We start from the raw sequence: 19,906 nt of genomic DNA on the forward strand, positions 1-19,906 counted from the left end.
ACACAGGTACTATTACTTACGGTATTTAGTAGCCTGGTTGTCCAGACGCTGGTTAGCGCGTGCTGCGTCGTCTTTAGCAGCCTGAACGTCAGAACGCATTGCGTTCACGTCGTTGCTCAGCTGGTCAACTTTAGCGTTCAGAGTCTGAACGTCAGAAGACAGCTGATCGATTTTAGCATTGCTGGAGCAACCTGCCAGCAGAGTAGAACCCAGGATTACCGCGCCCAGTACCAGTTTAGTACGATTCATTATTAATACCCTCTAGATTGAGTTAATCTCCATGTAGCGTTACAAGTATTACACAAACTTTTTTAGGATGAGAATATTTTTTTAATGCGAATGCACTTATTTTTGATCGTTCGCTCAAAGAAACACCGACTCTGAGAAAAACGTGCAAAAAACTGTGTTAAAACAGGACGCTTCCATCGGATTCATCTTAGATAATCCGCGCTTAAATAGTAAAATCCGATTTGATTTTTTATTGATAGTGACTATCAGTGGGAATAAAAAAGGCGCTCCGGAGAGCGCCTTTTAAACAAACCAATTAGTTTGTGTATTATTACAGGACGTGAACAGAGGCGGTATTGGTGGTTCCGCTCGGTACCAGCGCACCAGAAACCATCACGACAACGTCGCCTTTTTGTGCCAGACCACGCTCAACCAGCTGCAGTGCCACTTCTTTACCCAGACGGTAGAAATCGTCGGTAGAAGCGATTTCTTTCACCAGGTGAGGAATAACGCCTTTGCTCAGCACCAGCTGACGGGCAGTTACTTCGTTGGTGGTCAGCGCGAGGATGGTTGCATCCGGGAAGTATTTACGGATAGCGCGTGCAGATTTACCGCCCTGGGTGGCAACCACGATCAGCGGCGCTTCCAGTTTCTCAGCGGTTTCAACGGCACCACGGCATACGGCTTCAGTGATACGCAGTTTACGGCTGTCGTTGTTGTAGTCCAGACGGCTGGTCATCACGCGGTCAGTACGCTCACAGATGGTCGCCATGATGGTGACCGCTTCCAGCGGGTATTTACCCTTAGCAGATTCACCAGACAGCATAACAGCATCGGTACCGTCGAGGATGGCGTTTGCAACGTCGCCGGCTTCAGCGCGGGTTGGACGCGGGTTCTTGATCATTGAATCCAGCATCTGGGTCGCGGTGATAACGACTTTGCGCGCGCGGACGCATTTTTCGATGATCATTTTCTGGGCGAAGATAACTTCTTCAACCGGGATCTCAACGCCCATGTCGCCACGAGCAACCATGATGCCGTCAGAGGCTTCGAGGATTTCGTCGAAGTTGTTCAGGCCTTCCTGGTTTTCGATTTTGGAGATGATCTGGATGTTCTCGCCGCCGTGAGCTTTCAGGTGCTCACGGATTTCCAGCACGTCAGAGCGCTTACGGATGAAGGATGCCGCAACGAAGTCAACGCCTTGCTCACAGCCGAAGATCAGGTCCTGTTTGTCTTTCTCAGCCAGCGCCGGCAGGGCAATAGAAACGCCCGGCAGGTTAACGCCTTTGTTTTCGCCGAGGTCGCCGTTGTTCAGGACTTTACAGATAACTTTGTTACCTTCAATCGCGGTGACTTCCATACCGATCAGGCCATCATCAACCAGAACGGTGTTGCCCACTTTCAGGTCAGAAGGGAAGCCTTCGTAGGTAACGGCAACGATTTCGCTGTTACCAACAACGGATTTGTCGGTAGTGAAGGTGAAGGTCTGGCCTGCTTTCAGGGAGACGTCATTACCGCCTTCCAGCTTGATGGTACGGATTTCCGGACCTTTAGTGTCCAGCAGAATCGCCGCTTTTTTACCGGTTTTGCTCATCACGTTGCGCAGGTTTTTGATGCGCTGACCGTGTTCAGCATAGTCGCCGTGAGAGAAGTTCAGACGCATGACGTTCATCCCTGCGTCCAGCATTTTGGTCAACATCTCTTCGGATTCGGTTTTCGGTCCGATGGTGCAAACAATTTTGGTCTTTTTCATGACAGTCTTAGTCTTTAAGTTGGGAAGGATATGGAAATCTCGATCCATGGGCGTGCTGCCATGGAGTTAAACCTGTAGTGCGAAAGTTCAGATGCCACGACCTAAGGATAGGTGACATCAAAAAAGCGTGCAGAGGAAAGTGTGCTGGTGGTTCAGCCCAGCAAAGGAGGCGATTTTTTAAGCGTTGAAGTGTGCAATCCAATGCGCTGAAACCATTCAATAAATAAACGAAGCGCATTATACGATGTTACGAGTAAAAAAGAAAATGAAAACGCTGTTTCAAAACGTCAATAGGTTTAATAACAAATTAAAAACCATTTGCCTGCTGTCCGATAACCGTTTGCCGCTTTTAAACTGAAATTAACGTGTCATTCCGCCCAATGACTCGGTTGTTATTTGATATATATAAATTTTTTATCAATAATAATCCTATGAATAACGTCGCAGCGGAGCGTGAGTGATGGGGAATCAGGCAAAAGAAGACGCCCTTTACCAGGAAATGTGTCGGGTCGTGGGAAAAGTGGTGCTGGAGATGCGCGATTTGGGACAGGAACCCAAGCATATCGTGATAGCCGGGGTGCTCAGAACCTCGCTCGCCAACCGCAAAATCAAACGCAGTGCGCTTACCGAGCAGGCGATGGTCGAAGTGGTTAAGGCGCTGGCGGGGGAATAAATGACCGCCTCGTTGATCCTTTTCGCCGCAGGCAGCCTGCGACGTGCGCTGGTGCCGCTGCTGGAGACCTTTCAACAACAAACCGGAATACGCGTGGAGACCCACTTTGGCCCGGCCGGTCTTCTGCGTGAACGTATCGAGGCCGGAGAGCGCTGTAGTTTGTTTGCCTCTGCTAACACGGCGCACCCACAGGCGCTACTGGCGGCCGGGAGTGCAACAACAGTGCACTCGTTTGCTGCCAACCATCTCAACCTCACCGTCAGAAACACGCCCGACACGGCAAATGCCGACTGGCTGAGCCTGTTGCGCAACACATCGCTTCGGGCGGGCACCTCCACGCCGGGCTGCGATCCTTCCGGCGATTACACCTGGCAACTGTTCGACAATATTGAGGCTCTGGTGCCTGGGCTTGGCGACGCGTTGAAGGAAAGGGCGCAAAAAGTGGTGGGTGGGCGTGACAGTGTCACAGTTCCGGAAGGTGAAATCGCCAGCCTGTGGTTGATTCGCCAGAACCTTGTGGATCTGTTTATCGGTTATGCGCATTACGCGCAGGCGCTTGCCGGGCAAAAAGAGGTGCGCGTAGTGGCTATTCCTCCGGCTTACAATCCGCGTTGTGAATACCAACTGGCAGTGCTGGATGATGCGCCTGAGGTGCGTCAGCTTGTCGCGTTTATTACCGGGCCTGAGGGGCAAGCCCGGCTGCGGGAGGTGGGTTTTCTACCGCTGAATGGCGAATAACGGCGCCAGTACCGCACCGTGCGCCAGCGCCAGGCGGCGAACCGGTAATCCGTAGGCTCGCTGCAGATTTTCCTCGCTCAATACGCTCTCGCTTTCCCCCGCCAGCCATTGCCCGTCTGGCAGCAATAACAGCGTGTGGCTGGCAACCTGTAAGGCATGGGTAGGATCGTGGGTGGTGAACACCACGCTACGTCCCTGGCGGTGCGAAAGGTCGCTCAGCAACTGCAGCACCACCTGCTGATTAGCCAGATCCAGCGCCGAGCAGGGCTCATCTAATAAGATGGTCTGGCTGCCGTTGACCAGCGCCCGGGCTATCATGACTAACTGCTGCTGCCCGCCGGAGAGCTCACTGAACGTTCTCTGCGCCAGCGGGGCAATGTTCAGCTGTGACAGCACGGCTGCCACCTGATTTTCATCTTCCTGGGCTGGCTGGGAAAACAGCGGCACATGGCGAGCGCGTCCCATGAGCACGACATCCTGCACGCGCCAGGCAAACGCCGGGCGAAAAGACTGCGGCACGATACTGACGCCGCCCACTATCTCAACATTGCCGGCAAGCGCCGGCAGTACCCCGGTCAGGGTATCCAGCAGTGTGCTTTTTCCGCGCCCGTTAGCGCCGAGCACCGCCCACACGTCGCCCGCCCGGCAGGTGAAGCTCAGAGGGGCAAACAGCGGTTGACGGTGACCAAAGAGCAGCTGCGAGACCTGTAACGACAGGGTATTCATCTGAGCCTCCGTCGGTTGCTGCGAATCAGTAAAAAGGCGAACACCGGGGCACCCAGCAGGGCGGTGAGGATCCCGATGGGAATTTCCGCCTGGGTCAGGGTTCGCGCCACGTCGTCGACCACAATCATAAAGCTGCCGCCAATCCAGAAGGAAACCGGCAGCAGACGGCGGTGGTCGGCCCCCACCAGCAGCCGCGCCAGATGGGGGATAACCAGCCCAACCCAGGCAATGCTGCCGCTGACGGCCACCTGGGCGGCGACCAGCAACGCGCAGCATACCAGCACGCCACGACGCAGGGGCTTGATATCAACCCCCAGCGCCCGGGCATCTTTTTCATCGAGCGACAGCAGATTGATACGCCAACGAAGCATCCACAGCACGCAGCCAGCCATCAGCACCGGCACCGCAAGGATCTGCACTTTATGCCAGTTGGCCGTGGCGAAACTGCCGAGCAGCCAGAAGACGATGTTCGGCAACGTCTCTTCGGTGTCGGCGAGGTACTGCATCAGGCTCACCAGCGCGGCAAAAAAACCACTGAGGATGATCCCGGAGAGGATAAGCACCAGCGTACTTTCCCGATTTTGCAGCGCTGCAACGGCGTACACCAGCCCCAGAGCGGCGAGACCAAAGGTGAAGGTTGAGCTCATCATCAGCATGGGGCTTAAACCCAGCAAAATAGCCAGGGTCCCGCCGAAGGCCGCGCCAGAGGTCACGCCGATGATGTGCGGATCGACCAGTGGATTGCGAAACACGCCCTGAAGCGTTGCGCCGCACAGGCCCAGCGCACCGCCCGCCAGCAGCGAGGTGATAACGCGCGGTAACCGCACCGACCAGACCACCTGTTCGGCAATCCCTCCTGCATCGGCGGTTCTTATCATCTGGCTGATAACCTCAGGCAGGCTGAGTCGGTACTGTCCAAGGCATAGCGAGGCCAACGCCAGCACCACCGTCAGCAGGATGAGCCCAGCCTGCAGGCAGGCAAAGCGCTTATTTGTCACCGTCTGGCTGCCATTGGGTGCGATAAAAACGCTGGTACCAGTCCTGCGCGACGGCATCGACATCTGTATTCAGGTAGCGCTGCGGGTAGAGTTTTTTCGCCATCCACAGTTCGCCAATCGCCATTGCTTCCGGCATCGGGTAGCCCCAGGCTTTGGCATATTCCGGCATCAGCCAGACGCGGTGGTTTTTTACCGCATCAATCTGCTGCCAGCTGGGATCGTTCTGTATCTGTTTCACCACTTCCGGATAGCGGTCCTGAACAAAAATAACTTCCGGGTTCCATTGCAACACCTGCTCAAGGGACACCTGGCGTGCGCCTTTGATGCTCGCCGCCGCTACGTTAAGCGCGCCCGCGTGGTTCATCATCAGCCCGGTGTATTTGCCGGAGCCATAGGTGTTGAGATCCGGGTTGGCCATATACACGCGGACCCGTTTTTCCGCCGGAATATCCGCAACCGGGGCGTTGAATTTTGCCCGCAAACGGAAGGTCTCTTCGATAAGCGTCTCGCCCTGCGGCTGGCGGCCCACCACGTCGGCAATCAGACGAATTCCTTGCTTAAGCCCGTCGTTGTAGGCCTGCTCTTCGTTGCCCATCGTCGGGTTCATTTTATTCTTTTCGCCCGCGCTGTCCTGGCGCAGGGAAATGGCCACCACCGGGATCCCGGCGTTCTGGATCTGCTGGATCATTGCCTCAGGGGCGTAGTTGGCCACGAATACCACCTGCGGGTGCAGCGTCAGCAGGCTTTCAATATTGACCTGGTTGAGATCGCCAGGCGTCGGCAGCTTCTCTATTCCAGGCAAAAAGCGGGCGAATGCCGGGCCGAGCTGCTTTTTCCAGCTGCTCAGTACACCAACGACATCCTGGCCAGCATCCAGCTGCACCAACAGGTTGAGGGTTTGATGTTGAAGTACCACTACCCGATTAACATGGTCAGGGATAGTGACCTGGCGGCCAAGCTGGTCGGTGACGGTGCGGTCAGCGTGTGCGCTTGTCGCGGCAAACAGCGCTGCACCTGCGAGCCACAGGCTCAGCAATAAATGGTGTGGTTTGGTCATAACGTGGACTCAGTAAGAAGGGGGAAATTCGGTGTGTATTAAATTATATAACGATGTGAGGGGCAAACCTTTTACTGAGAAACGCGATATTTTTTGAGGAACAATAAAATGCAGCCCTCTCACTGGAGAGGGCTGGTGGAGGATCAGAACGCCATTTTTACCGTCAACTGTACTTCACGTGGCTCGCCAACCTGGTTACCCAGATTATTGGTGGCGATAGATGAGGTGTAGTAGGTCTTGTCGAACAGGTTTTTGATGTTCATCTGTAGCGTAACCGGGTACTGCAGCTTCAACTGATAAGCGGCAAATACGTCGGCAACGGCGTAGCCCGGCAGATAGTAGTCTGCGCCATTGGTGCCAGAGCGTTTGCTGACGGCGTGACCACCGGCCCCAAGCGTCAGCGTATTGCTGTTCCAGACGTTGTGAATGTCGTAAGACAAATACAGGGAACCGGTATGCTTCGGCACGTTAGGCAGCGGTTTACCGGCGTACTGCGGATCGTCGAGTACCGTGGCGTCGGTATAGCCGTAGCTTGCGATCACGTTGAGGTTATCCGTTAGCGCTCCGGCCACGTCGAACTCCACGCCCTGTGAACGAACTTTGCCCGCCGTTTTCGCCACGATTTCGCTGCCGACCTGCTCGTTATACAGCACGTTGCGTTTATGAATATCGAAGAACGCGAGGTTGGCGGTAATACCGGTAAAGAGATCGAATTTCGCACCTAATTCGTATGCGGTAGACTCTTCCGGCGGCAGTTCGCCAATGTAGCTGGCAATAGACGACTGCGGCATAAACGCCTGCGAGACGTTACCGAACAGTGATACGGCAGGCGACAGCTTGTAGACCAGGCCAAATTTTGGCGTCCATTTTTCATCGCGACTGTCAGTGTTTTCACGGAACGGACGCCCTTTACCGGCAAACTGGGTGTAGTACTGATAACGTACTCCGGTCACCGCAATCCACTTATCGGTGAGGTACAGCGCGTCCTGCACGTAGGCGGCGTAGCTTTCCTGCTGAATACGCTGGTCGCTGTCGGCGGCCGATACGGTAGTGCACTTATCGAGCGTACCGTACACCGGGTTGTAGATGTTGAGGCTGTTTTTCACGTTCTTACAGCGGATCATATCGGTACGCAGCAGATCGTAATTCTCATACGCCACACCGGTCAGGATCTCGTTATAAAAGCCACCAATCAGCACATTGCCCTGTAAATCGGCGCGCGTGGTGTGCATCCGCTGGGTCGAGCCCTGGGTGGCATCCACGCGGCGGGTGAGGTTGCCGGTGGTGGAGTCATAGGCCATCACTCGCGCCTGGTTGTCGCTGTATTTATCCTGGCTGTAGCTATAGTCGAAACGTGCGGTCCACTGGCTGTTGAGGCGATATTCCGCATTTAGCTGAGCAAGGTCCGAGAAACCGTCGGTAATGTTAAAAGGTTCGTCGAAGCGGGTGCGTGGGTCGACGTCAACCATCCGGCCTTTTTGCATATCGTAGATCGTACCGCGATCGAACGGCACGCTATAGTCGCGGTGGGTGTAAGCCACGTTAATCGTCGCGTCATCGCCAAACCACGTCAGGGAAGGGGCAATAAACGTGCTCTTCTCTTTGCCGAAGTTGCGCCAGTAATCCTCGTTCTGGTATTCACCGATCAAGCGGTAAGCCAGACGAGTCCCTTCAATCGGGCCGGTAACGTCAAACTGGCTGGTGCCGCCGCCAAAACTGCTGGAGGTGGCGGAGATGGAACCACCGAAGGTGCGCTCCGGGCGTTTGGTCACCACGTTAATCAGACCGCCAGGGTCGAGGATCCCGTACAGGGTCGACGCCGGGCCTTTCAACACCTCAACGCGAGAGGTCGCCGCGTTAAAGCTGCGCGGTAGCACGGTGCGCAGACCGTTGGTCATGATTGAACCGTCACGGTTGGCACCAAAACCACGGCGTACAAAAGCATCCTGTGTACCGCCAAGAGTGTTGGTCTGCACGACGTTGGCGACGTTATACATCGCTTCGTCGAGCGAGGTGACGTGCTGATCTTCCAGTACCTGATCGCTCACGGTGTTCACCACCTGCGGGATATCCAGCAATGGCATGTTGGTGAGCGTCGCGGTAGCACTACTGACCGGTTGATAACCACTGGTGGTCGGACGGTCCGCCTGGGCGACCCCGCCGACCACCGTCATGGTGTCTTCGTTTTTTTTGTCGTTAGTTGCGCCGTGCTTTTCGGCGGCCATCAGCCCTGGTGAGGCGAAGGTTCCAATAAAAAGGAGTGAGAAAAGTGCACGCCCTTTTTTCCCCGTCATGGTTGGGGTGAATACTGTCATTATCTGTTTCCCAAAAATCCCGCCTGCGCTGTTGCGGCAGAAAAAGCCAATAAAATCATTGCTCATTACATTTTTATCTCACCGGTCAGGCTACGATGGCCGTCCGGATGTGTAATTGAGAATCATTCAATCACGTGAGAATGTAGTAGTAAATGCAAAAGCGTGGAAAAAAATCTGCCGCTGAAAAATTGCCTTTTGGAGTTGTTTCTGTAATGCCGTTAAATAATTAATATTTTGTTATATAAGGAATTATTTTGTTGTTGCTGGCTGGGGCCTTGCCAGAGGTGGTCTGAAATAACCTGAGTTTTTCCAGGGTTTGAGAGGTATTGACTACTACAGCGATAGCTATCATGATCAAAAGAGAATGAGATTTATTTATATTTAGTGCACAACGCCATGCCGTTGCGGCGCAGGAGAGAACATGCCACAGCGGGTGGAATCACAAGTGAGCCATAACGGGCAGGGACTAGTGCTGGAGGCGCTCAGCGCCGGGTACGGTAATCGCGTAGTGGTCGACAACGTTTCTCTGGAAATTCCACCGGGGAAAATGACCGTCCTGGTCGGCGCGAACGGTTCCGGGAAATCAACCCTGCTGGCGACCATCGCCCGCATGCTCAAGCCGCAGGGCGGCAGCGTGCTGCTCGAGGGCGAGAGCATTCACCATCTGCCAACCCGTGAAGTCTCACGGCGTTTAGGCATTCTGCCCCAGGCTCCGCTCACCCCCGAAGGACTCACCGTTTTTGAACTGGTTTCGCGCGGACGCTACCCGTGGCAGGGCTTTTTACGTCAGTGGTCCGACGCCGATGAACGTGCCGTGGAAGACGCCCTGCGGTTGACCGGAACGGCGGCCTTTGCTCATCTTCCCGTCGACAGCCTGTCCGGTGGCCAGCGGCAGCGCTGCTGGATTGCGATGGCGCTGGCACAGCAAACCAGCACCATTTTGCTTGATGAGCCGACGGCGTGGCTGGATCTGCGCTACCAGGTGGAGATCCTCGAGCTACTGCAAACGCTGACCCGCCAGCACGGACGCACGGTGGTTGTCGTCCTTCACGATCTTAATTTCGCCGTCAACTATGCCGATATGCTGGTGTTTCTGCGCCAGGGAAAATTATGCGGCGTAGTGAACGAAGGGGAGTCTTGTACCCCGGAAATGATTAAAACCGTCTTTGACGTCGATGTGCAGATGTCGGTAAATCCTCTTAACGGTAAACCGTTCTTTATTCCTTTCGGCGCCCCGGCGGAGTCCGCATGATGGCGGCTATTTCGATCGCTCGCCCGCAGAGCCGTCGCCGTTCGGGTGTCGCTGTCGCGCTGCTGACGGGGCTATTGGTTGCGGCAAGCGTTATCCACCTGGGCCTCGGCGCACGCTACATTGCGCCGCAAACCGTGGTTCAGGCGCTGACCCATTATGATCCGCATAACTTCGATCACCGAATTGTGGTGACTCTGCGTCTGATGCGCCTGCTGGCAGCCTTGCTTACCGGTGCGGCACTGGGCGTTGCCGGGCTCCTGCTGCAAACGCTGATCCGCAATCCGCTGGGAGAACCGCACATCCTCGGGTTGAACGCCGGGGCGGCGCTGGCGGTGGTGGCGGGCTCTGCCCTGGGGCTGCGCGAACTGGCGCAACCCTGGCTTGCCATCGGCGGTGCCGGAGCCCTGTTCACCGTGGTGATGCTGCTGGCTTCATCAGGCCGTGGAGGCGTGACGCCGCTGAAGGTGACGCTCTGCGGGGTTGCGCTCTCGGCGTTTGCCTCGTCGATAACAGCGGCAATCCTGATCCTTGACGAACAAACCCTGCTGGCGATGCGTACTTGGCTGGTGGGCGATCTTGCCGGGTTGCGCTGGGACATGCTGCAAACGGCAATGATCCCGGCAGGAGCTGGCGCGCTGCTTGCCTGCGCGATTGCGCCGCGGCTCAATATTCTGGCTCTTGGCGATAACATTGCGCGCGGGCTGGGCGTCAATTTACTCGGCACCCGCGTCTGGGGATTGCTGGCGACCGCGCTGCTGTGCGGCGCTGCGGTATCTCTCGCCGGGCCGGTGGGTTTTATCGGTCTGGTAGTGCCGCACCTGATCCGTCGCCTGGTGACGGAGGATTTGCGCATCGCGATTCTGCTTGCCGCACCCACCGGGGCTTTGTTGCTGTTGCTGGCAGATATTGCCGCCCGCACCCTGCTGGCACCGCAGGAGCTTTCCACCGGTGTGATGACCGCGCTGGTAGGGGCTCCGGTCTTTATTGCGATTGCGGTGAGGTGTTTTAAATGAGCCGGGCACTGCACCGCGCCGGTTTTCGCCGCGCAAAATGGGCAGACCGTAGCCTGCTGCTGCGCCCGCGTCCGCTGCTGGTGGGTAGTGCAGTGCTGCTGGTGGCGTTGTTGTTGCTGATGTACAGCTTAACCCGTGGCTCGATGCCCGTTCCCAGCAGTGACATTGCCCGGGCGCTGCTGATGCCGCAGGCGCTCAACGAACAGCAGCAGTTTATCGTCTGGGATATTCGCCTGCCGCGCCTTCTGATGGCGGTGGTGTGCGGCGCTATGCTCGGTATGGCCGGAGCAGCGATGCAGTCGATCACCCGTAACGGTCTGGCCGATCCTGGACTTATCGGAGTGAAAGAGGGCACCAGTATCATGGTGCTGTCGTTAGTGCTGTTCTTCCCGACGGTTGGGCTGCTGTGGCGGCCGTTGGTCGGATTGCTCGGCGGCCTGTCCGTGGCGCTGCTGGTGGTGGTGCTTGCCCGCGATCTCTCTCGTCCTCGTTTCATTCTGATCGGTATCGGCGTCTCCTGGCTGCTGGCGGCAGGCGTTGGCATGTTTATGACCACCGCCGATGTGCGCGATGTGCAAACCGCGATGATCTGGCTCTCTGGCAGCTTACAGTCCTCCACCTGGCCGCTGCTGATGGTGGCGCTGGTCTGGGGATTGCCCGGTGTCCTGCTGCTCTTTTATACCGCCCGGGCGGCTGACGTGGCGCTGCTTGGCGACCATACGGCTACCGGGCTTGGCGTTCAGCTTCCCCGGCTGATGCTGCTGCGTTTTCTCGCGCCGGTACTGCTGACTTCCGCCAGCGTCTCTTGCGTGGGAAGCCTTGGTTTTGTTGGCCTGATGGCCCCACACATGGCGCGTTTTGTGCTGCGCGGGGGCCAGGTTTCACTGTTGTGCGGCAGTGCGTTAACCGGTGCATTACTGGTGCTGGCGACAGACACCATTGGTCGGCTGGCGTTTGCACCTTTGCAGATCCCGGCCGGGATCGTGGTGGCGCTGGTCGGCACGCCGTTTTTTATTCTGTTGCTCTGGCGTCGTCGCGACGCGCTTTAAAAGAAGGACGTTATGCGAGGGTTGATCTCATTATTGCTGCTGGCAAGTAGCGCCGCGTTTGCCGCCCCGGCAACCACCCAGGTTTTTACCGACGATTTAGGTCGCCAGGTGACGGTACCGTTACATCCAAAACGCATCGTTTCGATGCACGACCTGGATATCACTATTCCGCTTATCGAGCTTGGTGTGCCGCCCGTTGCCAGCCACGGACGCACGCGTCCGGACGGCAGCCATTATCTGCGTTCGAGCGCACTGCTGACCGGCGTTGATTTTGATAACAGTGATATCAAGTTTATTGGCACGGCAGATATCGATCTTGAAGCGGTAGCGGCGGCGAAGCCTGATCTCATCATCACTGAGCCAAATCGCAACGTCTCCGTTGAACAGCTGGCAAAAATCGCCCCGACGGTGAGCATCGATCATCTGCTGGGCAGCGCGCCGCGAATCTACGAAAAGCTGGCGCTGCTCACCGGCAGCCAGCCGCGGCTGGCTATTCTTCAGCATCGCTATGCCGCGCAAATAGCCGCGCTCAGGCAAACCGTCGATCCCTCAACGGTCACGGTGTCAGTGATTCAGGCCAATAACGGCAAGGTAACGGTACATCACTCCTATCATGCCCTCGGGCGGGTGCTGCGCGATGCCGGGTTCCGCTTTCCGCCGCTGATAGACAGCATTCCCGACGGTCAGCGCATTGACGTTAGCGCCGAACGTCTGCCGGAGCTGGATGCTGATGTGGTATTCGCTACCTGGCGCTCGGATACCGGTGGCAAACCGCAGGATGAGCTACAAGCCATGGAAACGGTGATACCGGGCTGGTGCGATTTCATGCAAGCCTGCCGCAGCGGTCATTACGTCCTGCTGCCACGTGAAACGGTTATTTCCAACTCCTATGCGGCGCTGAGCCTGATGGTGGCCGAAGTGGAATCGCATATTGCCGGGCGACCGATACCCGGGCAGGAGAAAAAATGACCGGAGTAAGCAAAAAACCGCGCCACCGTCCGGATCTGTATGGCGATCGTTACCGGGCCCGGGCGTATCAGCTTTCGCCGCGCCTGCAGGTGGTCGCGGGGTGGATCAACGACAACCGTGAAGCCGTGCTGGAGCTGACGGCGCTGGAAATCGCGCGAGAAACGCAAACCTCCGATGCCACGGTCGTACGCGCTATTCAGGCGCTGGGGTTTGCCGGGCTGCGTGACCTCAAGCAAACCATGGAGCGCTGGTTCGGGCCGACCATCACCTCGTCGGAGAAAATGCGCTCCACGGTCAGCACGCTCTCGACGGATGTTCACGCGGGTATCGACTTCGTGCTGGAAGGGCATCTGCGTGCCTGCGAGGTCCTGGGCAGGCCTCACAACCGTGCGGCGGTAGCGCAGGCGGTGGCGCTGCTTTCCGGGGCGCGGCAGGTAGCGATTTTCGGCATCGGGGCATCGGGGATCCTCGCAGAATATACTGCCCGTCTTTTCAGCCGTATTGGGTTGCCTTCCTGCGTGCTTAACCGCACGGGTTTTAGCCTTGCCGAGCAGCTTATCAACCTGCAGCGGGGAGATGTGCTGGTGATGATGGGGCAAAAATCGCCGCATCGCGAGGGGATGACCACGCTACGGGAAGCGAAAAGGCTCGGGATCCCCACGGTGCTGCTGACTCAGTCCACGGATTCACGCTTCAGCCAGGAGGCGCAGGTGGTGATTGAAGTCCCGCGCGGCGGTGAGAATGGACGTGTACCGCTGCATGGTACCGTGCTGGTATGCCTTGAGATGCTGGTTTTATCGGTAGCAACCGCGGCGCCGCAAAAAACGGTGAAGTCCCTGAAGCGTATAAATGAGTTCCACCGGGCTATTGGAAAATCGGGAAGTAAACGCAGCGGGTAAATAACGATTGCATCGTCATGATTGTCTATGTATTTTTATGCAAACAATATGCATAAAAAGGTGATTATCATGATTAAGCTATGGATGAAAGTATGCTGCCTCACGGTGGCCCTGGCCGGCAGCGCATACGCGGCACAAGAGACTTATGTGGTGGGTGCCGGCGGTACCTACCGCCCGTTTGAATACGAAAACAGCCAGAAGCAGCTGGAAGGCTTTGATATCGACATCATCAAAGCCATCGCCAAAGCGGAAAACTTCAATATCAAGCTGGTCAACACGCCGTGGGAGGGGATTTTCGCCACCCTCGGTTCGGGTGACCGCGACATCCTCATCTCCGGCATCACCATCACCGACAAGCGTAAGCAGATGGTCGATTTCTCGGCACCATACTTCCCGGCTGAACAATCCATTGTGGTGCCACAGGGCTCTGGCGTTACCTCTCTGGCTTCGCTGAAAAATGAGAAGGTCGGGGTGGTTAACTCCAGCACCGGCGACATCGTGGTTTCTCAGGAGTTGGGTAAAAACAGCACCGCTATCAAACGCTTCGACAACACGCCACTGATGCTGCAGGAGCTGTTTGAAGATGGCGTCAGCGCTGCCGTGGGCGATGTTGGTGTAGTGAAGTACTACATCAAACAGCACCCGGAGAAATCCTTCAAACTGGTTCCGGATGCTAAGTTTGAACGCCAGTACTTCGGTATCGCCGTGGCAAAAGGCAACAGCGAACTGCAGGCCAAAATCAACGACGGGCTGAAGAAAATCGTGGCCGACGGCACTTACGCAAAAATCTATAAAACCTGGTTTGACGAAAACGTGCCTGCGCTGCCGGCTGAGTAAATCGCAATTCATTTTGCGGCTATCGCAGACGCTGTGGTAGCCGCTTTCTTTTCAGGGAACTTTTATGTCGGGATTCCGTTGGGAAATTATTGAGGAGTATGGGCCGCTCTTTGTCGACGGTGCCATTATGACCCTCAAATGCACCATTATCTGTGTGATCCTCGGAACGCTGTGGGGACTGACGCTGGGGCTTGGGCGCATGGCCAAAGCTGAGCACGGGCCGTGGAAGTACGTTCTGCGCTGGCTGGTGCAGTTTCCGGTGCGCTTTTACGTCAGCGCCTTTCGCGGTACGCCGCTGTTCGTGCAAATCATGGTGGTGCACTTTGCGCTGGTTCCGCTGTTCATCAACCCACGTGACGGCCTGCTGGTTACCAGCGGCATGATGAGCAGTGATTTTGCCCGCATGTTACGTTCGGAGTATGGCGCGTTTCTCTCTTGTATTGTGGCGATAACGCTGAACGCCGGGGCATACGTTTCCGAGATATTCCGCGCCGGGATCCAGTCTATAGATAAAGGGCAGATGGAGGCCTCTCGTGCGCTGGGTATGCCGTGGTGGAAAACTATGCGCAAGGTGATCCTTCCGCAGGCGTTTCGCCGCATTTTGCCGCCGCTGGGTAACAACGCTATCGCTATCGTTAAGGACTCATCGTTGGCCTCGGCTATCGGGCTTGCGGACCTGGCTTATGCCGCGCGTACGGTTTCAGGAGCCTATGCAACCTACTGGGAACCCTACCTGACCATTTCTCTGGTCTACTGGGTCTTCACCTTCGTGCTGGCGCAGCTGGTTAACCGTCTGGAAATGAGGTTTGGCAAAAGTGATTCACATTAAAAATCTGCATAAGCACTTTGGTGACAGCCACGTTCTGCGCGGTATTGACTGCGATATCCGCCCACAGGAAGTGGTGTGCATTATTGGCCCATCGGGATCGGGGAAAAGTACATTTTTACGCTGCATGAACGCGCTGGAAAGCGTCACCGAAGGCGAGGTGGTAGTGAATGGTTATGCGGTGCATGACCGAACCACCGATCTCAATAAAATGCGTGAAAGCGTCGGTATGGTATTCCAGCGTTTCAATCTGTTCCCGCATATGACCGTGCTGGAAAACCTGCTGATGGCGCCGCTGGCGTTGCAGGGCCTAACCCGTGCTCAGGCACGGCAACTGGCGGAAGAGCTGCTACAGAAGGTGGGGCTTAGTGATAAACGCGACGCCTGGCCGTCAAGCCTTTCCGGCGGGCAGCAGCAGCGCGTGGCGATTGCCCGGGCGCTGGCGATGAAGCCGTCGATTATGCTGTTTGATGAACCAACCTCTGCGCTGGATCCCGAACTGGTAGGGGATGTTCTGGAAGTGATGAAAACCCTCGCCAGCGATGGCATGACCATGGTGATAGTCACCCACGAGATGGGTTTCGCCCGGGAGGTGGCCGACAGGGTCATTTTCATCGACCAGGGCGTTATTCAGGAAGAGGGCACTCCGCAACAGATCTTTACCGCCCCCACCAATCCGCGTACCGCCGCATTTTTAAGCAAAGTGTTGTGATCCTGCCGCTGACCGGTTACCCAATTCCGGTCAGCACATCTTGATAGGCAAAACTGATGGATTAGCCGTAATACATAAGTCAAATTAGCTTGATTTTTGCGCGAACGATGCATCAAGAGCGTGCGCGACCTCAAAAAACGTCAGTTTTTGCTTTTCGTTTTCCTGATTTATCAGTATCTTCTTAGTGCGCCCTAAGACTTTTCTTGGATGGATTGGCGTATTAAGCGTAGTTTCCGCGACATGACAGGATTGTCAGTGTGAAGACCGGAAACCACAACAGTTGCTCACAGGACGTGGGGTAAAAGGTATGAAAAAATCTCTCTTTGCAGGTGCGCTGTTTGTAACAGCACTGTCTCTCTCTTCTTCTGTCATTGCCGCCGGCGATGGTCAGTCCGGTGTTATTCATTTCCGTGGTGAAATTGTTGAAGGCGCCTGTAGTGTCGGCCGCGACAATCCTCTGCATGCCAGCGTTTCTTGCCTGCGCGACGGCACCAGTCGAACGCAGACTGTTGCTCTGAACTCTCGCGGCAGTACGCCGTTGATGCAGGATCTTGGCACGGTTGAGCGGCATTCGGTCAACGGTAAATCTAATCTGCAGTTGCTGGTGGTAACCTACCGCTAAACGGCGGTGATTTATTAATAAACGTTATCACTGTTGTCGCAATCACGGTGCGAAACTATAGTGCTCCTGGCTCACCGGATCGCAAGCCCGGTGCGCCAGATGAAGCATTGCAAGAGTGCCTCATCATCAACCTAATCCGTTCCCGTCGGATTGAGTCTGATACAAGCAACCCTGTCGTCTAATTAAAAAGAAAAGTTTCTTCCCGTTACCCCGATGCCACATCGGGGTTTTTTTTATTCGCGGGAAGACGCTCTGTCAAAATGCCAGGGTGCGCAGGTACTCAGAAGTGGCAACGACTTTTCCGCGTTTCATCACGACTCGCCTCGCCGGTAAATCGAGGATAACGTCGCTCACCGCCGTGGTGTCCAGCAGTACCAAATCGGCATTTTTCCCCTCGGGCAGACACATCACGCCGATCCTCGCGTTGCTGATGTTAATATTGTGTTGATGAGCGTTTTTATCCGCCCAAAGCATCATCGGTGCAGACCGCAGTCATTAGGGTGGAGTGGGTCACAGGCGGCCTATTATTTAAAATTTTAAATTAACGGGTTGGGTATTTGAAAAGGGATTTAAATGATGTTGTGGTTATTATTTTCTTCCTGAATTAAAAATCTCATGGCTTATTTATACGTAATAATAAAAAGTCGGAATAAACTCAGCGTTGGTAATGAAGGGGATAACAGGTTATAAATACTGACTCACCGCTGCCCCCAAGGGAACCCCCAAATAACTATGCATCGTCGTCTGTTCTGGAAACGCGGTCTGCTCGTCTGGCTGCTGGTTTGTTTACTGAGTAGCGCACTGCTGTATGCCGAACAGATCCGCCGTCAGTACTGGCAGCTAACCGGGGATTTCAATACGCTGTTTTCGGGGCTGAGCGCGGTACTCACTCAGAACGAATCTATTATTCCGCTGCTTGGCGGTCATGAGTCGCTCGCCGAACTGCAGAAAAAATTTCCGCAGATCCAGGCGCTGGAAGCGACGTCCGGCCGTGAACGGGATGCCGCTCGCGTCGAGCCGACGCACGACGGCCGCTACTGGCTGTATAACCCGTGGCGGCAGATCCGGGTGCTGATTAACCTGCAGCCGTTGATTCAGCTTCCCTCCGGTTTTAGCAAAACGCAAATCCACCTTGAAGCGCCGCCGCGCACGACTTCTGAGGCGTTCTGGCACTGGCAGCGGACCTTCAACCAGCATTTTCAGCCCTTTGTACTGGAGGCGGAAGCCCGTCCGGCATGGCGACAGGTGGCTTTTTTGCCACATTTGCTACTGTGGCTTGGCTGGGCCGCGGTGATTACGGCGGGAGGGATGCTGCTGTGGCAGCGTCGTTTGCGTCGCTTCGCCGACGAGCGAGCAGATTATTACCAGCACGCCCGGTTGAATACGCTCGGTGAAATTACCGCCGGAATAGTCCACGAGATTAACCAGCCGCTGACCGCAACGCAGACGTGGATCCAGGGCGCACAGCGTCAGCTGAATCAGGGACAGACGGATCCTGCCCGGCAGGCGCTCACGGCTGCGCTCACCCAGACTCAGCGTATTGCCGATCTGTTGACCCGTTTTCGCGCCCATGTGGTAGAGGACGCGGTGTCTCTTGAACCGACCGATCTCACGCTTTGCTGGCAGCGGGTGGGGGATCTGCTGGAGCATGAACGCACGGCGAAACACATTACCATCAGCCAGACCCTTGCCGCCGATGCCAGAATCGTCCTTGCCGATCGCCTGTGGCTTGAGCAGGTGCTGCATAACCTTTTGCGCAATGCGATAGCCGCCCAGCGGGAAAGCGCCCATGGCTGGGTAAATCTCAGCAGCGAGAGACACGGTGAGCAGATTAACGTGGTCATGACCGACGGCGGGCCGGGTTTCAGCCCGGAGGCGCTGGAGAACGCGTTTATGCCTTTCTACAGCGAAAGAAAAGAGGGCATCGGTCTTGGCATGACGCTCACGGAATCGCTGATGCTGCGGATGAACGGTAGCATTACCCTCGGCAACGCGCCGGAGGGGGGCGCACGCATCACCCTGACATTTAACGGGAGCCAGACAAGCCATGGATAAGCAGATCTACCTGATTGACGATGACGCCTCTATTCGAGAGTCGCTGAGCTTTTTGTTTTCCACCCTGAACTGGCCGGTGGTCTCTTTTGCAGGCATCGATGCTTTTGTTGCCGCGCATCCGCCGGGCAGCGTGCTGTGCGGTTGTCTGTTGCTGGATATGCGCATGCCGGGCAAAGGCGGGCTTAGCTGGCTTGAAGAGGGAGAGTGGCCCTGGCCGCAGCTGCCGGTTGTCGTGATGACCGGGCACGGGACGGTAGACGCCTGTCGTCGTGCGTTTCGCCACGGCGCGTTTGAGTTTTTCACCAAACCGCTGGATGCCGATCGCCTGATTGAAAGCGTGCAGGCTGCCTTCGATGACAGCGATAAACGTTTTGCACAGTGGCAGGAGCAGCAGCGGCTGCAGACGCTGTTTGGTCAACTGACCGTACGCGAAAATGACGTGCTGGTGGAGCTGATGGCGGGGCTCAGCAACAAAGAGGTGGCGCAGCGGCTGAATTTATCGCCACGCACCGTCGAAGCGCACCGTGCGGCGATATTCAGTAAGCTCGGCGTCAGCAGCCTGGTGCAGGTCATCCGCGAACATGACAAGTTTATCCAGGTAATTCTACCAGGATAAATGCGTATTCAACCGAATAACGTTTGCTTTTCGCTCGCGGTAGCATCGCTATGTCAACGATGAAAAAGGCATATTGCGATGAAAAAGTTAGTGATTTCTATGGCGCTGCTGGCGGGCCTGACCGCGGTGAATGCGCAGGCAGCGGCTATCAGCCAGAAAAACCTGTCCCTGACTCAGGCGAACGCGCTGGCGAGTGCGGCAATTGGTGCCTGCACCGCGAAGAATTACCAGGTCACAGTGACGGTGGTGGATCGCGCGGGCGTGGTGAAAGCGGTACAGCGTACCGATAACGCCGGGCCGCACACGGTGAAAGCCAGCGAAATGAAAGCCTTTACCGCGCTCAGCACCAAAAATGCCTCTGGTAAGGTGATGGAAGCCGCGCAAAGTAATGCGGGCGCGCAAAATATGCGTGATGTGCCAGGGTTCCTGCTGCTGGCCGGTGGTTTGCCGGTGAAAGAGGGCGATGAAGTGATTGGCGCGATTGGCATCGGCGGTGCGCCGGGTGGCCATCTCGACGAAGCCTGTGCCCAGCAGGCGCTGGACAGCGTGAAACTGTAGTTTCTCAGGC

At 56.1% G+C, this 19,906-nt stretch carries 22 protein-coding genes; 14 read left to right on the plus strand and 8 right to left on the minus strand.

Features of this window, described 5'->3' with window-relative positions; genetic code table 11:
• Positions 1–12 precede the first annotated feature (12 nt).
• The 3 genes from lpp to ynhH form a co-directional block, all read right to left on the minus strand.
• On the minus strand, positions 13–249 hold the full coding sequence (lpp, locus tag C7387_RS05175) for a murein lipoprotein Lpp (protein WP_001082307.1): 237 nt from the start codon (positions 247–249) through the stop codon (positions 13–15).
• A gap of 310 nt (positions 250–559) precedes the next feature.
• The gene (gene pykF / locus C7387_RS05180) at positions 560–1,981 is read right to left on the minus strand and encodes a pyruvate kinase PykF (RefSeq protein WP_038257233.1); all 1,422 of its coding nucleotides are present in this window, start codon (positions 1,979–1,981) and stop codon (positions 560–562) included.
• Between the two features lie 7 nt (positions 1,982–1,988).
• Positions 1,989–2,219: a protein YnhH gene (ynhH, locus tag C7387_RS23345; RefSeq protein WP_420378143.1), complete on the minus strand. Its 231-nt coding sequence runs from the start codon at positions 2,217–2,219 to the stop codon at positions 1,989–1,991.
• A gap of 222 nt (positions 2,220–2,441) precedes the next feature.
• Here ynhH and fumD point away from each other — a divergent pair, with 222 nt between their 5' ends.
• Both fumD and C7387_RS05190 read left to right on the plus strand, forming a co-directional pair.
• Positions 2,442–2,654, plus strand: a complete 213-nt coding sequence (gene fumD, locus C7387_RS05185; RefSeq protein WP_006820163.1) for a fumarate hydratase FumD — start codon at positions 2,442–2,444, stop codon at positions 2,652–2,654.
• On the plus strand, positions 2,655–3,392 hold the full coding sequence (locus C7387_RS05190) for an extracellular solute-binding protein (protein ID WP_120816221.1): 738 nt from the start codon (positions 2,655–2,657) through the stop codon (positions 3,390–3,392).
• Here the strand turns inward: C7387_RS05190 and C7387_RS05195 are convergent.
• From C7387_RS05195 to C7387_RS05210, 4 genes are all read right to left on the minus strand, one after another.
• Positions 3,372–4,118, minus strand: a complete 747-nt coding sequence (locus C7387_RS05195) for an ABC transporter ATP-binding protein (protein WP_120816222.1) — start codon at positions 4,116–4,118, stop codon at positions 3,372–3,374. The genes C7387_RS05190 and C7387_RS05195 overlap by 21 nt on opposite strands.
• A complete protein-coding gene (locus C7387_RS05200; protein ID WP_420855515.1) occupies positions 4,115–5,092 on the minus strand; it encodes a FecCD family ABC transporter permease in 978 nt (325 codons plus the stop codon). The genes C7387_RS05195 and C7387_RS05200 overlap by 4 nt, the downstream gene beginning before the upstream one ends.
• Positions 5,093–5,105: 13 nt before the next feature.
• Entirely contained in the window at positions 5,106–6,173 is a 1,068-nt protein-coding gene (locus C7387_RS05205) for an ABC transporter substrate-binding protein (RefSeq protein WP_006820159.1), read from the minus strand.
• Positions 6,174–6,316: 143 nt separating this feature from the next.
• A complete protein-coding gene (locus C7387_RS05210) occupies positions 6,317–8,488 on the minus strand; it encodes a TonB-dependent siderophore receptor (RefSeq protein WP_120816721.1) in 2,172 nt (723 codons plus the stop codon).
• Positions 8,489–8,909: 421 nt separating this feature from the next.
• Between C7387_RS05210 and C7387_RS05215 the strand changes: the two genes are divergently transcribed.
• From C7387_RS05215 to C7387_RS05255, 9 genes are all read left to right on the plus strand, one after another.
• Positions 8,910–9,740, plus strand: coding sequence for an ABC transporter ATP-binding protein (locus tag C7387_RS05215; protein WP_120816224.1), 831 nt, complete (start codon positions 8,910–8,912; stop codon positions 9,738–9,740).
• Entirely contained in the window at positions 9,737–10,753 is a 1,017-nt protein-coding gene (locus C7387_RS05220) for a FecCD family ABC transporter permease (RefSeq protein ID WP_120816225.1), read from the plus strand. The genes C7387_RS05215 and C7387_RS05220 overlap by 4 nt, the downstream gene beginning before the upstream one ends.
• Positions 10,750–11,802, plus strand: coding sequence for a FecCD family ABC transporter permease (locus C7387_RS05225; protein WP_120816226.1), 1,053 nt, complete (start codon positions 10,750–10,752; stop codon positions 11,800–11,802). Before C7387_RS05220 ends, C7387_RS05225 begins: the two co-directional genes overlap by 4 nt.
• A gap of 12 nt (positions 11,803–11,814) precedes the next feature.
• Positions 11,815–12,771, plus strand: coding sequence for an ABC transporter substrate-binding protein (locus C7387_RS05230; protein ID WP_120816227.1), 957 nt, complete (start codon positions 11,815–11,817; stop codon positions 12,769–12,771).
• Positions 12,768–13,670 (plus strand): MurR/RpiR family transcriptional regulator, encoded by a 903-nt coding sequence (locus C7387_RS05235; protein ID WP_120816228.1) that lies wholly within the window; start codon positions 12,768–12,770, stop codon positions 13,668–13,670. The genes C7387_RS05230 and C7387_RS05235 overlap by 4 nt, the downstream gene beginning before the upstream one ends.
• Positions 13,671–13,739: 69 nt before the next feature.
• The gene (locus C7387_RS05240) at positions 13,740–14,507 is read left to right on the plus strand and encodes a basic amino acid ABC transporter substrate-binding protein (protein ID WP_040904037.1); all 768 of its coding nucleotides are present in this window, start codon (positions 13,740–13,742) and stop codon (positions 14,505–14,507) included.
• A gap of 64 nt (positions 14,508–14,571) precedes the next feature.
• A complete protein-coding gene (locus C7387_RS05245) occupies positions 14,572–15,336 on the plus strand; it encodes an amino acid ABC transporter permease (protein WP_006820150.1) in 765 nt (254 codons plus the stop codon).
• Positions 15,323–16,045 (plus strand): amino acid ABC transporter ATP-binding protein, encoded by a 723-nt coding sequence (locus C7387_RS05250; RefSeq protein ID WP_120816722.1) that lies wholly within the window; start codon positions 15,323–15,325, stop codon positions 16,043–16,045. Before C7387_RS05245 ends, C7387_RS05250 begins: the two co-directional genes overlap by 14 nt.
• 307 nt (positions 16,046–16,352) lie before the next feature.
• Positions 16,353–16,667: a hypothetical protein gene (locus tag C7387_RS05255; RefSeq protein ID WP_038257262.1), complete on the plus strand. Its 315-nt coding sequence runs from the start codon at positions 16,353–16,355 to the stop codon at positions 16,665–16,667.
• A 255-nt stretch (positions 16,668–16,922) separates the two neighbouring features.
• Here C7387_RS05255 and C7387_RS05260 read toward each other — a convergent pair whose 3' ends face one another.
• The gene (locus C7387_RS05260; protein ID WP_120816229.1) at positions 16,923–17,144 is read right to left on the minus strand and encodes a hypothetical protein; all 222 of its coding nucleotides are present in this window, start codon (positions 17,142–17,144) and stop codon (positions 16,923–16,925) included.
• A 255-nt stretch (positions 17,145–17,399) separates the two neighbouring features.
• Between C7387_RS05260 and C7387_RS05265 the strand changes: the two genes are divergently transcribed.
• The 3 genes from C7387_RS05265 (at position 17,400) to C7387_RS05275 (ending at position 19,896) form a co-directional block, all read left to right on the plus strand.
• Positions 17,400–18,722, plus strand: coding sequence for a sensor histidine kinase (locus tag C7387_RS05265; protein WP_120816230.1), 1,323 nt, complete (start codon positions 17,400–17,402; stop codon positions 18,720–18,722).
• On the plus strand, positions 18,715–19,338 hold the full coding sequence (locus C7387_RS05270) for a response regulator transcription factor (protein WP_006820146.1): 624 nt from the start codon (positions 18,715–18,717) through the stop codon (positions 19,336–19,338). The genes C7387_RS05265 and C7387_RS05270 overlap by 8 nt, the downstream gene beginning before the upstream one ends.
• Positions 19,339–19,416: 78 nt before the next feature.
• On the plus strand, positions 19,417–19,896 hold the full coding sequence (locus tag C7387_RS05275; RefSeq protein ID WP_006820145.1) for a GlcG/HbpS family heme-binding protein: 480 nt from the start codon (positions 19,417–19,419) through the stop codon (positions 19,894–19,896).
• The last annotated feature ends 10 nt before the right edge of the window (positions 19,897–19,906 follow it).

The sequence above is a fragment of the Yokenella regensburgei genome, assembly GCF_003634235.1.
Classification (GTDB): Bacteria; Pseudomonadota; Gammaproteobacteria; order Enterobacterales; family Enterobacteriaceae; genus Yokenella; species Yokenella regensburgei.

What these genes read in the sequence shown, in the direction of transcription:
- lpp (WP_001082307.1), bottom strand. Translation starts at nt 249, where the DNA reads ATGAATCGTACTAAACTGGTACTGGGCGCGGTAATCCTGGGTTCTACT.
- pykF (WP_038257233.1), bottom strand. Translation starts at nt 1,981, where the DNA reads ATGAAAAAGACCAAAATTGTTTGCACCATCGGACCGAAAACCGAATCC.
- ynhH (WP_420378143.1), bottom strand. Translation starts at nt 2,219, where the DNA reads ATGCGCTTCGTTTATTTATTGAATGGTTTCAGCGCATTGGATTGCACA.
- fumD (WP_006820163.1), top strand. Translation starts at nt 2,442, where the DNA reads ATGGGGAATCAGGCAAAAGAAGACGCCCTTTACCAGGAAATGTGTCGG.
- C7387_RS05190 (WP_120816221.1), top strand. Translation starts at nt 2,655, where the DNA reads ATGACCGCCTCGTTGATCCTTTTCGCCGCAGGCAGCCTGCGACGTGCG.
- C7387_RS05195 (WP_120816222.1), bottom strand. Translation starts at nt 4,118, where the DNA reads ATGAATACCCTGTCGTTACAGGTCTCGCAGCTGCTCTTTGGTCACCGT.
- C7387_RS05205 (WP_006820159.1), bottom strand. Translation starts at nt 6,173, where the DNA reads ATGACCAAACCACACCATTTATTGCTGAGCCTGTGGCTCGCAGGTGCA.
- C7387_RS05210 (WP_120816721.1), bottom strand. Translation starts at nt 8,488, where the DNA reads ATGACAGTATTCACCCCAACCATGACGGGGAAAAAAGGGCGTGCACTT.
- C7387_RS05215 (WP_120816224.1), top strand. Translation starts at nt 8,910, where the DNA reads ATGCCACAGCGGGTGGAATCACAAGTGAGCCATAACGGGCAGGGACTA.
- C7387_RS05220 (WP_120816225.1), top strand. Translation starts at nt 9,737, where the DNA reads ATGATGGCGGCTATTTCGATCGCTCGCCCGCAGAGCCGTCGCCGTTCG.
- C7387_RS05225 (WP_120816226.1), top strand. Translation starts at nt 10,750, where the DNA reads ATGAGCCGGGCACTGCACCGCGCCGGTTTTCGCCGCGCAAAATGGGCA.
- C7387_RS05230 (WP_120816227.1), top strand. Translation starts at nt 11,815, where the DNA reads ATGCGAGGGTTGATCTCATTATTGCTGCTGGCAAGTAGCGCCGCGTTT.
- C7387_RS05235 (WP_120816228.1), top strand. Translation starts at nt 12,768, where the DNA reads ATGACCGGAGTAAGCAAAAAACCGCGCCACCGTCCGGATCTGTATGGC.
- C7387_RS05240 (WP_040904037.1), top strand. Translation starts at nt 13,740, where the DNA reads ATGATTAAGCTATGGATGAAAGTATGCTGCCTCACGGTGGCCCTGGCC.
- C7387_RS05245 (WP_006820150.1), top strand. Translation starts at nt 14,572, where the DNA reads ATGTCGGGATTCCGTTGGGAAATTATTGAGGAGTATGGGCCGCTCTTT.
- C7387_RS05255 (WP_038257262.1), top strand. Translation starts at nt 16,353, where the DNA reads ATGAAAAAATCTCTCTTTGCAGGTGCGCTGTTTGTAACAGCACTGTCT.
- C7387_RS05260 (WP_120816229.1), bottom strand. Translation starts at nt 17,144, where the DNA reads ATGATGCTTTGGGCGGATAAAAACGCTCATCAACACAATATTAACATC.
- C7387_RS05265 (WP_120816230.1), top strand. Translation starts at nt 17,400, where the DNA reads ATGCATCGTCGTCTGTTCTGGAAACGCGGTCTGCTCGTCTGGCTGCTG.
- C7387_RS05270 (WP_006820146.1), top strand. Translation starts at nt 18,715, where the DNA reads ATGGATAAGCAGATCTACCTGATTGACGATGACGCCTCTATTCGAGAG.
- C7387_RS05275 (WP_006820145.1), top strand. Translation starts at nt 19,417, where the DNA reads ATGAAAAAGTTAGTGATTTCTATGGCGCTGCTGGCGGGCCTGACCGCG.